This is a genomic window from Rhodococcus sp. C-2 (assembly GCF_027854095.1).
GTDB lineage: Bacteria > Actinomycetota > Actinomycetes > Mycobacteriales > Mycobacteriaceae > Rhodococcus_F > Rhodococcus_F qingshengii.
In genome coordinates, this window is record NZ_JAQGFI010000001.1 from 756,530 (window position 1) to 771,109 (window position 14,580).

Annotated in this window: 14 protein-coding genes; 4 read left to right on the forward strand and 10 right to left on the reverse strand. The window is 62.7% G+C overall.

Annotated features, from left to right (window positions below; all coding sequences use genetic code 11):
* Window positions 1–124: 124 nt before the first annotated feature.
* A complete protein-coding gene (locus PCS43_RS03385) occupies window positions 125–1,747 on the reverse strand; it encodes an AMP-binding protein (protein WP_007734891.1) in 1,623 nt (540 codons plus the stop codon).
* A 178-nt stretch (window positions 1,748–1,925) separates the two neighbouring features.
* On the opposite strand from PCS43_RS03385, the gene PCS43_RS03390 reads away from it, so the two are divergent.
* Window positions 1,926–2,735 (forward strand): LuxR C-terminal-related transcriptional regulator, encoded by an 810-nt coding sequence (locus tag PCS43_RS03390; protein WP_042450799.1) that lies wholly within the window; start codon window positions 1,926–1,928, stop codon window positions 2,733–2,735.
* Between the two features lie 4 nt (window positions 2,736–2,739).
* On the opposite strand, the gene PCS43_RS03395 is transcribed toward PCS43_RS03390, so the two are convergent.
* The 5 genes from PCS43_RS03395 to dxr form a co-directional block, all read right to left on the reverse strand.
* On the reverse strand, window positions 2,740–4,554 hold the full coding sequence (locus tag PCS43_RS03395) for a penicillin-binding transpeptidase domain-containing protein (protein ID WP_047271308.1): 1,815 nt from the start codon (window positions 4,552–4,554) through the stop codon (window positions 2,740–2,742).
* Window positions 4,555–4,623: 69 nt separating this feature from the next.
* Window positions 4,624–5,460, reverse strand: a complete 837-nt coding sequence (locus tag PCS43_RS03400; RefSeq protein ID WP_003942692.1) for a GNAT family N-acetyltransferase — start codon at window positions 5,458–5,460, stop codon at window positions 4,624–4,626.
* 111 nt (window positions 5,461–5,571) lie between these two features.
* A complete protein-coding gene (gene ispG / locus PCS43_RS03405; RefSeq protein ID WP_007734888.1) occupies window positions 5,572–6,729 on the reverse strand; it encodes a flavodoxin-dependent (E)-4-hydroxy-3-methylbut-2-enyl-diphosphate synthase in 1,158 nt (385 codons plus the stop codon).
* A gap of 87 nt (window positions 6,730–6,816) precedes the next feature.
* Complete coding sequence (locus PCS43_RS03410; RefSeq protein ID WP_003942672.1) at window positions 6,817–8,037, reverse strand: M50 family metallopeptidase; 1,221 nt, start codon at window positions 8,035–8,037, stop codon at window positions 6,817–6,819.
* 6 nt (window positions 8,038–8,043) lie between these two features.
* Complete coding sequence (dxr, locus tag PCS43_RS03415) at window positions 8,044–9,201, reverse strand: 1-deoxy-D-xylulose-5-phosphate reductoisomerase (protein WP_030535659.1); 1,158 nt, start codon at window positions 9,199–9,201, stop codon at window positions 8,044–8,046.
* A 120-nt stretch (window positions 9,202–9,321) separates the two neighbouring features.
* Between dxr and PCS43_RS03420 the strand changes: the two genes are divergently transcribed.
* Window positions 9,322–9,591 carry a DUF2631 domain-containing protein gene (locus PCS43_RS03420; protein WP_003942762.1) on the forward strand — a complete coding sequence of 90 codons (270 nt, stop codon included), beginning with the start codon at window positions 9,322–9,324 and terminating at the stop codon, window positions 9,589–9,591.
* Window positions 9,592–9,669: 78 nt separating this feature from the next.
* Here PCS43_RS03420 and rlmN read toward each other — a convergent pair whose 3' ends face one another.
* Window positions 9,670–10,779 carry a 23S rRNA (adenine(2503)-C(2))-methyltransferase RlmN gene (rlmN, locus tag PCS43_RS03425; protein ID WP_003942816.1) on the reverse strand — a complete coding sequence of 370 codons (1,110 nt, stop codon included), beginning with the start codon at window positions 10,777–10,779 and terminating at the stop codon, window positions 9,670–9,672.
* Between the two features lie 102 nt (window positions 10,780–10,881).
* On the opposite strand from rlmN, the gene PCS43_RS03430 reads away from it, so the two are divergent.
* Both PCS43_RS03430 and PCS43_RS03435 read left to right on the forward strand, forming a co-directional pair.
* Window positions 10,882–11,292, forward strand: a complete 411-nt coding sequence (locus PCS43_RS03430) for a LapA family protein (protein ID WP_073512295.1) — start codon at window positions 10,882–10,884, stop codon at window positions 11,290–11,292.
* A gap of 95 nt (window positions 11,293–11,387) precedes the next feature.
* Window positions 11,388–12,230: an HpcH/HpaI aldolase/citrate lyase family protein gene (locus PCS43_RS03435; RefSeq protein WP_030535660.1), complete on the forward strand. Its 843-nt coding sequence runs from the start codon at window positions 11,388–11,390 to the stop codon at window positions 12,228–12,230.
* A gap of 79 nt (window positions 12,231–12,309) precedes the next feature.
* Here PCS43_RS03435 and PCS43_RS03440 read toward each other — a convergent pair whose 3' ends face one another.
* The 3 genes from PCS43_RS03440 to frr are packed head-to-tail and all read right to left on the reverse strand — an operon-like array spanning window position 12,310 to window position 14,547.
* A complete protein-coding gene (locus PCS43_RS03440) occupies window positions 12,310–13,038 on the reverse strand; it encodes a class I SAM-dependent methyltransferase (protein WP_054827408.1) in 729 nt (242 codons plus the stop codon).
* Window positions 13,039–13,044: 6 nt separating this feature from the next.
* The gene (locus PCS43_RS03445; protein ID WP_003942673.1) at window positions 13,045–13,941 is read right to left on the reverse strand and encodes a phosphatidate cytidylyltransferase; all 897 of its coding nucleotides are present in this window, start codon (window positions 13,939–13,941) and stop codon (window positions 13,045–13,047) included.
* 48 nt (window positions 13,942–13,989) lie between these two features.
* Complete coding sequence (frr, locus tag PCS43_RS03450) at window positions 13,990–14,547, reverse strand: ribosome recycling factor (RefSeq protein ID WP_003942777.1); 558 nt, start codon at window positions 14,545–14,547, stop codon at window positions 13,990–13,992.
* Window positions 14,548–14,580 lie beyond the last annotated feature (33 nt).

Sequence of the window (14,580 nt, forward strand, 5' to 3'; positions counted from 1 at the left end):
AATCCTCCAGGGTTGCTTTCTCTCCCGGGGTGCGCTTTGTGGGGGGGGGTATTATTTGGGGGTGGTTTCCTTGTGGGTGCGCCTTTATTACCCGCGGGGGTTTAATAAAGGCGCACAGCAGGGTTTATCCCTTCCTCAAGATGTACCGCTGAACCTTGCCACTCGGGGTCTTGGGCAGGTTCGGAACAAAGTGCACTGTGCGCGGGTATGCGTGCGCTGCAAACTTCTTCTTCACCAGGGTTTGCAGTTCCTTCTCGAGTTCGTCGTCGCCGTCGACGCCTTCGCGAAGTACGACGAACGCTTCGAGGACCTCACCGCGCAACTCGTCGGGCATGCCCACCACGGCGGCCTCGATGACGTGCTCGTGCATGACCAGCACGCTCTCGACGTCGAAGGGACCGATGCGGTAGCCCGCCATGATGATGACGTCGTCGTCGCGCGAGGAGAAGAAGAAGAATCCGTCCTCGTCCGTCATTCCCGCATCACCGGTGATGTACCAGCGGCCGTCTTCGCTGAATCGCTGCTTCGTCTTCTCCGGCGCATCGACGTACCCGGTGAACCACATCAACGGGCTGTTGTGAGTATCGATCGCCACGCGGCCCTGAGTGCGGGCCGGTGCAATGTCATCCGAATTGTCTTCCAGCACAGCGGCAGACCAACCCGGCAACGGACGGCCCATGGATCCGGGACGGACATCGTCGCGAAGTCCGTCGGCCCAGGCGTTGACGATGAACATGCCGTGCTCGGTCTGGCCGTAGTGATCACGGACCTCGACGCCCAACGAGTTCTTCGACCACGCAACAACATCCGGAGTCAAGGGCTCACCGGCCGAGGAAGCGCGGCGCAGCGAGATGCCTTCCGGAACGGGAGCCTTGTCGGCACGCAGACTGCGGTAGACGGTCGGAGCGGCGGCAAAATTGGTGACACCGAACTTCTCGATGATCTGCCACGTCAGCGGCGCGGAGAATCCGGCGTGCAGCAGAAGGCTTCGCGTGCCGGCGGCAAGCGGGCCGAGCAACGCGTAGTACAGCCCGTACGCCCAGCCCGGATCTGCGGCGTTCCAGAACACGTCGTCCTCTCGGACGTCGAGGCCGAACTCCTGGTATGCGTGGAACGAGGCGAGCGCGCGCACCGGAACCGGCACGCCCTTGGGTGTTCCCGTGGTGCCACTGGTGAACAACTGCACCATCGGTGCGTTACCGCCGACTGCCTGAGCAGCGCCCTTCGGGTCTTCGGCATCCTGAGCTGCGACAAGTGCGTCGAAGTCCAACTCGTCACCGGCCGCGCCGCCCGCGACGATGACCTGCCACGCTGCGTCGGCGGGGATGTCCTCTCCCGGCGCGAGCTTCTCGAGCTGATTGGCGTCGGAAATGACCACCTTCGCGCCGCTGGCGGTCAAGCGGAAAGCGATGGCCGGCGAAGCGAACGCCGTGAACAAGGGCACGTGGACTGCTCCTAGGCGCCAGATTCCGAGGAGCGCGACCACCAGGTCCGCAGACTTACCCATCAAGGTCGCGACGTTGTCACCCGGCTCGACTCCGAGGTCGGCCAGAGCTGCCGCGAAACGCGCCGACTGCTCACGTAGATGACCGTAAGTGAGGTCCACCGAGCTAAGGTCTGCCTCGACGACGGTGAATGCAACGCCATCCGCGGGATGCCGATCGCAGAGCAATTCTGCGGCGCTGGCATGCGGGGTGTCGTACTGGTCCAGCAGCTCGCGCACCCGTGCGGTGGGATCGGTGCTCATCAACTTGCTCCTTATCGATCGTCGTATGGTTGGCCCGACCGGTTACGTTGGCGGCTCGTCATACGTACTGTTCACCCCCTATGATCTAGCTCACAAGAGAACTTCACTACCCCCAGAAAGGGGTACCTGCGTGAACCGACATGCTTCGTCACTTCTGCGCCCCCGCGACGGGGACGCAATGCGAGGTGAACTCCGAACAATCGCAGCTCAGGGCGTTGTTCCCGTGCTGTTCGGAGGCGAGGTCCAGGACGGAACCCTGCACCTGAGCGAATTCGTCGGCACCCGCACCAACAACCTCAAGGGCTTGGCCATCCCGCCGCGCTCGGGCATGGGCGGGCGCGTCGTAGCCCAGGGTTCACCGATCACCGTCAACGATTACGGCAATTCGCAGTCCATCACTCATCACTTCGACCGTCCTGTTCTCAGCGAGGGCCTGCATTCGATCATCGCCGTTCCGGTCATGGTTTCGGGAAAATCGCGCGCTGTGCTCTACGCCGCGATCCGCGATTCCGCTCCGTTGGGTGACCGCACAGCAGACGTCATGGTCGGCGCATCCCGGCGTCTCGGGATGGAGTTCGCCATCCGCGACGAAGTCGATCGTCGCCTGCAACTACTGCAGGCCGCCGCCGCGACTACCGCCGACGGTATGTCTTCGGAAGAGATCCGCGGAGTCCACGCCGAACTACGCAGTGTCGCCCAGACCGTCACCGACACCGACTTGCAGACCAAACTCCGCGGACTCTCCCAGCGTTTGGCCAACCTGCTGCGTCCTACCGCCGACGCCGAATCCGACGTCACGCTCACCCCGCGTGAAGTGGACGTTCTCTCTCAGGTCGCACTCGGCTGCACCAACATCGAAGCCGGCCAACGGCTTTCCCTTCGCCCGGAAACAGTCAAGAGCTATCTGCGAAGCGCGATGGGAAAGCTGGACGCGAGCTCACGCCACGAAGCCGTGGTGACCGCCCGGAGGTTGGGACTGCTCCCCTGACGGGTCAGTAGCCTTCAGGCAGGGCGGTGAGCATGTCGCGGGTGACTGCGACGGCGTTGTCCGAACTTCCGCCCCGCACAACCAGAGTCGCGAATGCTAGGTTCCCGCGATAGCCGACGAACCACGCGTGCGATCCCCCTTCGACCTCGGCTTCACCGGTCTTGCCGTACACCTCACCCTGATCTTCGACGCGTTCTGCAGTACCGCTGGTGACCACGAGTCGCATCATGCCGCGCAGGCCGTCGACCATGGCGGGCGAGATCGCCGGGCGCTCACCGTCGATGGTGGTTTCGCGCCCTGAAATCAGTTGCGGCACCGGAGTCGAACCGTTCGCGACCGTCGCCGCTGCCATCGCCATTCCGAACGGACTGACCACGACCTTTCCCTGACCGAACCCGTCTTCGGTCCGCTGCACCAGGTCCGACGCCGGCGGCACCGAACCGGAATCGATGGGCAATCCCACCACGTTGTAGTCCTGGCCGATGCCGAACTGCGCTGCGGCAGTGGTCAACGTGTCTGGTTGCATCTCGCTGGCCAGCTTGGCGAAGGACGTGTTGCACGAACGCGCGAAGGCCGTTGCCATCGGCACCGTGCCGAGTGAGAACTCGTTGTAGTTGGGGACGCTGCGCTCACCGATCTCGATCCGGCCAGGACATGGCACCATCGTGTCGGGGGTCGCCTGACCGGTCGAAATTGCGGCGCCTGCCGTGATGATCTTGAACGTCGAACCGGGCGGGTACTGACCCATCGTCGCGACCGGTCCGTCGCGGTCTGCTGCCTTGTTCTGTGCGACAGCCAGGATCGCCCCACTCGACGGTTCGATGACCACCATCATCGCCTGATCCTTGTTCACGTTCACGGCACGCTGAGCAGCGATCTGAATGTTGCGATCCAAACTGATACTGAACGACGGAACAGGTTGCGGCGCAGTCTCGGTCAGCACATCGGTGTCGACGCCGTTCTGGTTGACCGTGACGACACTCCAGCCGGCTTTGCCGTCGACCTCGTCGATGATCGTCTTCTTGATCTGCCCGAGAAGGTCGGGCGCGAACTCCGGGTCCGTCGAGACGAGATCCGATTCGTCCGAGACAGATACTCCCGAGATGGCTCCCAGTTGCGCCGATACCTGGTCGTAGTCGTCACTGCGCAGGCGGGTCACCAGATAGTCGCCCTTGACGGCCGTCGAGGATTCGGCGATCGATTGACCCGTCAGCGAAGAATCGAACCGACCGAGAACACTTGCGAGACTGTTCGCGGAACCGATGATGTCGTTGCTCTTGGAGCGATCGAACTTCACTCGGTAGACAATTCCCGGCACCAGGACATCCGTGCCCGAATGCTCGTTGACCCGCGCTCGCGGCGCCGCGGTTGCCCGCAACGACATCGTCTGCTTGTCACCGAGGCGCGGATGAACGTCCGTCGAACTCCACCGGACGGACCAGTCACCGTCCTTGCGTCCCATCTGCAGCTCGCCGTCGTACGTCCACACGCGGTCTTTCGGAAGGTGCCACTCGTAGGTGTAGCCGACCGTCGCAGTGTCACCGTTCATCTTCACCGACGTGGTCTCGGCAGTCATCGACTCGGCCTGGAGCGCATCCCAGGTGTCACTCAATACAGGACCCGCGGAGTCAGGCCGGTCCGTCAGTTTTGCTGCCTCGTCGATATCCCTGTCACCGAACGCACTCAGGAACTGCTGCGCGACGGGCTCGGGGCCGGCGGGTTTCGGAGTACACGAACTGATCCCCACCGCCAAGAGAATCACGGTGCAGGAGGCCAACAGTTGGGCCGAGCGACTACGAGAGAAATGCCGAGTGTTCATCGAGCCCCATAGTAGGGCGACAAATGCTCCACCCAGCGTAGGCGCGACCATTGCACGCAGCTTGTACGGTCAGTCGAGCAGCACCGTCGAGAAGGTCGCGACCTGTCGGAACCCCACCCGCGAATAGGTCGACCGCGCAATCGTATTGAAGCTGTTGACGTACAGGCTCGCAATGCGACCGGTCGCCATGATCGACTCCGCTACAGCCGCTGTACCGGTCACGCCGAAGCCCTGCCCACGAAATTCCGGGTTGACCCACACACCCTGGATCTGGCCACAGCGAGCAGACATCGAACCGACCTCCGCCTTGAAAACGACCTGGCCGTCCTCGATGTGCGCCCACGCTCGACCAGCGGCGATCAGGCTAGCGACACGGTGCCGGTATCCGCGCCCACCGTCGTTGGCACGCGGGTCGACTCCGACCTCTTCGATGAACATCGCGATCGCGGCAGGCAGATAGATCTCGAGTTCGTCCGAGCGAACCTGCCGGACCAGTGGATCCGACGGGCACGCCAGCGGCTCGGAAACCGCGAGCAACGGCTGTTCGGGGCGCACCTCCCGCGCAGTTCCCCAGTCGAGCTCGAGCATCTCCCACAGCGGCAACGCCAGTTCGGCGCGGCCGACCACCGACGAGCACATGCGCGGAATCCGACAGGCACGGTCGGCGAATGCCCGAATGTCATCCGGATCGCCTCGAAGCGGAACCAGGTTCGCCCCGGCAAAGCACAGTGAGGACAACGGCCCGCCTCGACTCCACAGCTCGCCGTGAATCATTCGTGGGTCGACGCCGCATTCTTCGACGCGCGCGGCAATCATGCAGGCCGCCACCGGATCGGCGTCGAGTACCCGTCGGACGTCTTCGAGATCTCGACTTCCGACCTGCTTGGCTCCGAGGAGTTTGAGCATCCGTCAACCCCCTCGACTCGACTGCGCGTCCACGAATATCACTACCCGATCATGATGCACTCAGATTGCCACGAACCTGACACCGACGGGGAAGATTCATCCGGCAATCACTCAACTCACGGTGACGACCGGCGCACCCTCCGAGGCGTCACCCTCCATGCTTTCGGCAATTTTCATCGCCTCTTCGATCAACGTCTCGACGATCTGCGCCTCGGGCACCGTCTTGATGACCTTGCCCTTGACGAAGATCTGGCCCTTGCCGTTGCCGGACGCCACACCGAGGTCGGCCTCACGCGCTTCGCCCGGTCCGTTCACGACGCAACCCATGACTGCCACGCGCAGCGGGATCTCCATGCCTTCGAGGCCGGCGGAGACCTCGTCGGCAAGTGTGTAGACATCGACCTGTGCGCGGCCACACGAGGGGCATGAGACGATCTCGAGCTTGCGGGGACGCAGGTTCAGAGACTGCAGAATCTGGTTACCGACCTTGATTTCCTCGGCCGGCGGGGCCGAGAGCGAAACCCGGATCGTGTCGCCGATCCCCTCCGCGAGCAGCGCACCGAAGGCGACCGCGGACTTGATCGTGCCCTGAAACGCCGGCCCTGCCTCCGTGACGCCGAGGTGCAACGGGTAATCGCATTTGGCGGCGAGTTGGCGGTAAGCCTCGACCATGATCACCGGATCGTTGTGCTTGACGGAGATCTTGATGTCACCGAAGCCGTGCTCTTCGAACAACCCGGCCTCCCACAGCGCGGACTCGACCAACGCTTCGGGCGTCGCCTTGCCGTACTTCTCCATCAACCGAGGATCGAGCGATCCCGCGTTGACACCGATACGGATCGGAATGCCTGCGTCACCGGCAGCCTTGGCCACCTCTTTGACACGGCCGTCGAATTCCTTGATGTTGCCCGGATTGACGCGCACCGCAGCGCATCCCGCATCGATTGCCGCGAAGATGTAGCGCGGCTGGAAGTGGATGTCGGCGATAACCGGGATCTGGCTCTTCTTCGCAATGATCGACAACGCGTCCGCGTCTTCCTGACGCGGGCAGGCGACACGAACGATGTCGCAACCGGACGCGGTCAGTTCCGCGATCTGCTGCAGCGTTGCATTGACGTCGTGCGTCTTCGTGGTGCACATGGACTGCACCGAGATGGGGAAATCGCTGCCCACACCTACCGTGCCGACCTGCAGCTGCCGTGTCTTGCGTCGAGGAGCAAGAATCGCTGCGGGTGCCGAGGGCATTCCCAGTCCGATAGGGATGGTCACGTCTGTGCCTTCTTTCATAGCTTCACTGCAAGTTTAGCCGGGCGATCGCCGCACTACCGCGCGGCAACCGTCACCCTTCTCACACGGTCAGAAGATCTTGATCGGATTGACGATGTCAGCCGTGAGTGTCAGCAACATGAACGCGCCACCGATCACGATGAATACGTAAGTAATCGGAAGGAGTCTGGTGTAGTCGACCGGGCCGCCGGGAATCAAGCCTCGGCGGGCGCGGAACCAATCACGGATCTTCTCGTAGAAGACCACCGCGATGTGACCGCCGTCGAGCGGCAACAGCGGCAGGATGTTGAAAACACCGAGGAAGAAGTTGATCGATGCGAGCAGTCCGACGAACGTCGCCCACTGTGCACGGTCCGCCGCTTCACCGCCGATAACGCTTGCACCGACCACGCTGATAGGTGTGTCCTGGGCGCGTTCGCCGCCTGTCACCGATTCCCACAACGCACCGACCTTTGCCGGCAGATCAGCCATGGCCTTGACCGATTCGACCAGAGTGAAGCCGGTGAAACTCAGGGTGCCCGGAACTGCGCTGAAAGCGTTGAACTGGAGCAGGGGTGGCGACACGGTACCCAGGCTCATTCCGACCGCGCCCACAGTCGCCGAACGCAAATCACCTGTTGCCGGATCCGTCACCCACCGCTGCGCTTGTTCTACGACGACTGGAATCGTTAGATCCTGCCCGTCGCGTTCGACGCTGAGCACTGCAGTACCGGTGACCGGCTGCAGTTTGGCCACCACATCGGCCGATGTCGACACCGGTTGCCCATCAACGGCTGTGATCACATCCGACGGCTCCAACCCAGCCCGTTGCGCCGGACCGTCACCGGAGCAGGTCGCCAGAGTTCCGTCTTCGGACTGCGTCGGTGCGACGCACGACAGACTGCCCACCTTCGCCAACGTATCCCCGCTGCGATCCGGCAGGCCCCAGCCGAGAGCCAGCCCGTACAGCAGCGCAAACCCGAGAATGAAGTTCATCGCGATACCGCCGGACATGACGACGACGCGCTTCCACGCCGCCTTCTTGTACATCGCGTGCGGCTCTTCTTCAGGCGTCATCTCGTCGAGGGCCGTCATGCCCGCGATGTCGCAGAATCCGCCCAGCGGCAGCGCCTTGAGGCCGTACTCGGTCTCACCTCGACGGAACGAGAAGATCTTCGGTCCGAAGCCGATGTAGTAGCGGCGAACCTTCATTCCCAAAGCCTTGGCCGTCCACATGTGACCGGCTTCGTGCAGGGCGATGGACACGCCGATGCCGAGGGCAAACAGCACTACGCCCAGTGCAAAAACCATGAAGCTCTAGCCCTCCTGCTTCACGAGCTGACGCGCTCGTGTGCGTGCCCAGCCGTCTGCGGCCAGAACGTCGTCCACGGTAACCGGTTCCGCGGACCATTGACCTGCATCGTCGAGAACAGCGGCCACCGTGCGGACGATCGCCGGGAAGGAAAGGACACCGTCGAGGAATGCCTGAGCCGCCACTTCGTTGGCCGCGTTGTAGATCGCGGTGAAGCAACCGCCGGATTTGCCCGCGCTTCGCGCCAGATCGACGGCGGGGAACACCGACGAATCGAGCGGCTCGAATTCCCAGGTGGAGGCGGTGGTGAAGTCGCATGCCGACGCAGCACCTTCGATGCGGTCCGGCCAGCCTAGAGCGAGAGCGATCGGGAGCTTCATGTCCGGCGGGCTTGCCTGCGCCAGCGTCGACCCGTCGAAGAAGGTGACCATGGAATGCACGATCGACTGCGGGTGCACGGTGACGTCGATGCGGTCGTAGTCGATCCCGAACAGCAGGTTCGTCTCGATCAGCTCGAGGCCCTTGTTGACCAGAGTTGCCGAATTGAGGGTGTTCATGGGCCCCATCGACCAGGTGGGGTGCGCTTTTGCCTGAGCTGGATTCACACTTTCGAGATCCTCGGCGCTCCAGCCACGGAACGGCCCACCCGAAGCGGTGAGAACCAACCGGGCCACCTCGTCGCCTGTTCCACCACGTAGGCACTGGGCAAGCGCCGAATGCTCCGAGTCGACCGGCACGATCTGACCGGGGGCGGCGGCTTTCGTCACCAGCGCTCCGCCGGCGACAAGCGATTCCTTGTTCGCCAGCGCCAGGCGCGCTCCCGAGTTCAAAGCCGCCAGTGTCGGTTCGAGTCCCAAAGAACCGACGAGCGCATTGAGGACAACATCGGCACCGCTGTCCCGAACCAGTTCCGTCACGGCGCTCGGTCCCGAACGGGCGGTTACCGATTCCAGCGCCGATGCCGCTGCAGGATCGGCGACGGCGACGTCCGTGACGCCGGTTGCACGAATCTGTTCGGCCAACAACTCGACGTTGTTGCCGCCCGCTGCAAGACCGACTACTTCGAAACGGTCGGGGTTGGCAGCGATGACCTCCAGCGCTTGGGTACCGATCGAACCGGTACTGCCGAGGAGGAGGACGCGGGTACGTGTGGTTTCCTGCACTCGCCCATTGTTCCTGATAACACCTGAGAACAACCTTATCGACGCCCAACTACGTACGACAGGCAGTCGTATGTCACCATATTGGGCAGTAGTGCAACCGAATGAGCAGGAGGATCGACCGTGGCCGATACCCAGTTGGACGTCAAGTCCAGCGCCCCCGTCGTGGTCTCGCACGTCGATGAGGCCGAGGTTCCCTCTGCCGCATGGGGGTGGAGTGGTGAAGGACTCAAGTTTTTCCGTTTCCTCGGATGGTTCTTCGCAATATTCCTGCTTCTGATGATGATCGGAAACCATCACGGCAAGGTCGAGGATCTGTGGCTCATCGGCACCGCCGGATTGATGATCTTCATTCTGGTCCGCGACATCGTCATCCGTCGCCGCCCGCGCTAGAAACCTGACAAAGAGAAGGCCTCCACGAACGAAAGTTCGTGGAGGCCTTCTCTTTACGTGTTTCAGGCCTGGAACGTTTCAGTTCTCGGCTGCCAGCTGGCCACAGGCTGCGGCGATTTCCTGACCGCGCGTATCGCGCACCGTGCACGAGACGCCCTGGGCGATGACCCGACGCACGAACTCACGCTCGACGTCCTTGGGGCTCGCGTCCCACTCGCTGCCCGGAGTCGGGTTGAGCGGAATCAGGTTGACGTGCACCAACCCGCCGAGTGCTTTCTTCAGCTTCTTGCCCAGCATGTCCGCGCGCCACGGCTGATCGTTGACGTTCTTGATCATCGCGTACTCGATGGACACACGGCGACCGGTCTTGTCTGCGTAGTACCGGGCAGCCTGAAGTACCTCCGACACTGACCAGCGATTGTTGACCGGGACAAGAGTGTCGCGCAGTTCGTCGTCCGGTGTGTGCAGCGATACCGCCAGCGTGACGCTCAGGCCTTCGTCAGCGAGCTTGCGGATAGCGGGAGCGAGGCCGACGGTCGAGACCGTGACGGACCGCTGAGACAGGCCGAGGCCGTCGGGTGCAGGCGAGGTGATCCGTCGTACCGCTGCCACCACACGCTTGTAGTTCGCCAAAGGCTCGCCCATACCCATGAACACGACGTTCGAGAGGCGTCCGGGGCCGCCGGCGACTTCACCGTCGCGCATGGCGGCCGCTGCCTCGCGAACCTGATCGACGATCTCGGCGGTCGAGAGGTTGCGGTCGAGGCCGCCCTGACCCGTCGCACAGAACGGGCAGGCCATTCCGCAGCCTGCCTGACTCGAGATGCAAAGTGTTGCCCGGTCGGGATAGCGCATCAAGACGCTTTCGAGCAGCGTTCCGTCATGTGCCTTCCACAGGGTCTTGCGAGTGTCGCCCGAATCGCACGCGAGGTGCTTGATCGGGGTCAACAAGGTCGGGAACAGCGACTCCCCTACCTTCTCGCGCACCGATGCGGGGAGATCGGTCATCTTCTCCGGATCGGCTTCCAGCCGCGCGTAGTACTGACGCGCCAGCTGATCGGCCCGGAAAGCCGGAAGGCCGAGCTCTTTCACCGCTTCTTTGCGCTCGGCGGAATCGAGATCGGCGAGGTGCCGTGGAGGCATTCCGCGCTTGGGTGCAGTGAAAACGAGGGGAAGAGAGGCAGCCATAGTTACACCATTGTCCCATTGTTTTGGGGTGCTACCCCACTGCCACCCGATTGTGGCCGGATTACCCGTGCAACTTCGCGCAGGTTGAGTGATGATCATGTCATGTCAACCACACCAGAGGATCCGTCGAATTCCCCCGTGTACGGCCCAGCCGACGGTTTCGGCCCCGATCCGGAACTTCCGAAGGTGGACGAGAACAAGGCAGTGGAAAAACACGATCCGGAACCGACACCGACGCCTGAACCGGTGCCGACCGGAACGTCGGTCACCGACCGAACCAGAGCCGCCACGACCTGGGTTGGCCTGGTCATAGGTGCAATCGTGTTGATCTTACTGCTGGTGTTCATCCTGCAGAACCTCGAGAGCGTCTCCGTCAAGATCCTCGCCTGGCAGATCGACTTTCCGCTCGGAATCACGATCCTGCTTTCCGCCATCGCGGGCGCATTGATCATGGCGTTGGCAGGCGGCGTTCGCATCATTCAGATCCGGCGCGCAGCGAAGCGGCAGATGTGACTGAAATCTAGTTACGCAATTGGGTCGATCGATGGGCCAGCAGGCATCATTGATGTCGTGGAAATCACCGGAAAGGCCCTGATGTGACTACTCACATGGAGAGACCTGTGACCTCGCGAATTGCCCCGCAGCAGGCAAGATCCTGGCTCCTCGTCCCCGCGTCCAAACCGGACACCTTCGACGCCGCACTCGCGAGTGCGGCCGACGCCGTCATTCTCGACCTCGAGGATGCCGTCACCGCACCCAACAAACCAGCTGCCCGCCGCGATGTCGCCGCATTCCTGAGCGAACACAATCACGCCTGGGTTCGGATCAACGACGCCACGACACCGTTCTGGGAAGAGGATCTGGCCGTACTCGCGGGCCTCCCCGGACTCGAGGGTGTCATGCTCGCAAAGACCGAAAGCGGTCAGCAGGCCGACGCCACGGCCGAGCGACTTCCCGACGGCACCAAGATTCTTGCTCTCGTCGAATCCGCGGTGGGACTCGAGGCTGCGCCCGAGATCGCACGCACTGACGGCATCTTCCGTCTCGCATTCGGCAGCGGCGACTTCCGGCGCGACACTGGGATGGACGACTCCCCCACGTCGATGTCGTACCCGCGTTCGCGGCTCACCATCGCCAGCCGCGCGGCACGCATCGCTCCGCCGATCGACGGTCCCACGCTCGGCCCCGATCTGGATCTGCTCGCCCGAGACTGTGCGATCACCTTGTCACTCGGCATGGCCGGCAAACTCTGCATGACCACCGCGCAGACTGCCCCCGTCAACGCGGGACTGAGTCCCTCCGTGGCCGACGCGATCTGGGCTCAGAATGTCATCGACGATCTCGGCGAAGACGGCTCACGCGTGCGCGACGGCAGCGACCTGCCCAAGCTCGCCAAGGCGAAGAAGATTCACAAGCTCGCCACCCTGTTCCACATCCCCACCGATCACTGATTTTTTTACTACTGAATCGGTGCAGAAAACGTCAGGCGCTCAAGTCGGAGCGCCTGACGTTCGTCTTTTGAGCCCGCCTTCACGCAAGTTCGAGTGATCGTGGTTTGGACCGAACATGGATCCGGTATCGCACCGTGAAGCCCAATCCCGTTACTTGCGAGAACGCACGCTCGGCAGTCTTCTCGGTGAACTCGATTCCGAGTACCCGCCGCATATCGTCTCGATTCTCGAACTCCCACCGGGTCTCGACGCGCGTGAGCGAGAATCCTTGAGCCTCGAAGAACGCTTCGACCGCCGCGGGATCGTATTTGGGCAGATCCGCCCTCATCCACTCCCCGTACGGGCCGGCGCTCACATCGAGATCCACGATCAGCAAGACTCCCCCGGGCCTCAGGATGCGCATGGCCTCACGAATTCCCGGGCCGCAGCCTTTTCCGAAGAAGTACGCCGTACGGGCATGAACGAGATCGACTGAAGCATCCACCAGACCCGTGGACTCTGCTGAACCCTGGACTACGTCGATCGACGCCGAATCGCGGGTTCGTTCCCGCGCGGCCCTCACCAGCGGTGCGTGCGGCTCCACTCCGACAACACGACGGGCAGTACGAGCGAACTCCGGTAGATGGAACCCCGCCCCACAGCCGACATCGACGACATCGCGTCCAGACCAGTCGACCTGGGCTCGCATCGCGGCCCAGAGGGAACCGTCGACGTCCTGCGCACGGTTCTCGATTTCGTACACGTCCGGCCAATGCCAGATGTTCGGACTGGGAATGGGCTTGGATCGGCCGGAGAAGAAATCACGCACGAGAAATCAGACGAGTGCGTACAGAATCAGCCAGGTGACAAATGCCGACGGCAGGAGTGAATCCAGGCGGTCCATGATTCCGCCGTGGCCGGGAAGCAAGGTTCCCATGTCCTTGATGCCGAGTTCACGCTTGATCTGCGATTCGATCAGGTCGCCGACCGTCGCGACTACCACCAGGACGACACCGAGCAGGACGCCGATCATCGAATTCGCGTCGAGGATCAACGTCACCGAAAGCAAACTGCCGATGACGCAGAAAATGAGGGATCCGACGAATCCCTCCCAGGACTTCTTCGGGCTCACAGCGGGCACCATCGGGTGCTTCCCGAACAGCACTCCAGCCGCGTAGCCGCCGATGTCGGAGCACACGACACCGATCATCAGGACGAAGACGCGACCGGGGCCGTCGTCTTCGAGCACCATCAACGCACCGAATGACGCCAACAGCGGGATCCACGCCAGAACGAACACCGTGATGGAGGTGTCTCGCAGGAAGTTCTTCGGGGTCGCTTTGAGCCCGTGGTCGAACAACCGCCACACCATGCACACCAGGACGGTTGCGGTGAATCCGCTGAGCACCCCGACCGGTCCCCACGGCCAGCCGAGCCAGATCGTGGCTTGCCCGCCGACGAGAAGGGGAATTCGCGGCACCTCGATGTCGGCTTCACGAAGCCGCGTGGTGACCTCCCACGTCGCGATGAACATCGCGATCGCGACGACAGCGATCCATCCCGGGGGGAGGAAGATCAAAGTGCCGATGACCAAGGCGCCGAGGCCAGCTCCGACGCCGATGGCGGCAGGTAGGTTCCTGCCCGCCTTCGACTTCGGCGGTTGCGCGCCCTCAGCGCCGCCCGTAGGCCCGTCCGTGACGGGACCACCGGCGGTTCCCTCTTGTGCGTGCACCCAAACTCCCTGATCTACTCCCGACGACAAACACTGCAAATGAGGAGGCTATACCTCCATCAACTCTGCTTCCTTGTGCTTGACGAGTTCCTCGACCGTGTGCACGTACTTCGCCGTGGTCTTGTCGAGTTCTTTCTCTGCGCGACCGACCTCGTCCTCGCCGGCTTCACCGTCCTTCTGGATCCGGCCGAGTTCGTCCATCGCCTTGCGGCGGATGTTGCGCAGCGTGACCTTCGAATCCTCGCCCTTGGACTTGGCCTGCTTCACCAGTTCACGTCGACGCTCTTCCGTGAGCTGCGGAACCGAAATGCGGATGATGCTGCCGTCGTTGGACGGGTTCACACCGAGATCCGAGTTGCGGATCGCCGTCTCGATCGCGTTGAGCTGCGAAGCCTCGTACGGCTTGACGATGACCATGCGGGCCTCGGGGACGTTGATGCTCGCGAGCTGCGTGATCGGCGTGATCGAACCGTAGTAGTCGATCACGATGCGCGAGAACATACCGGGGTTCGCGCGTCCGGTGCGAACCGAGCCGAGATCGTCCTTGGCTACCGTGACAGCCTTTTCCATCTTCTCTTCTGCCTCGAAGAGCGCTTCATCGATCACGGCTGTTCCTCCATGTTGTTCTGCATCATTTTT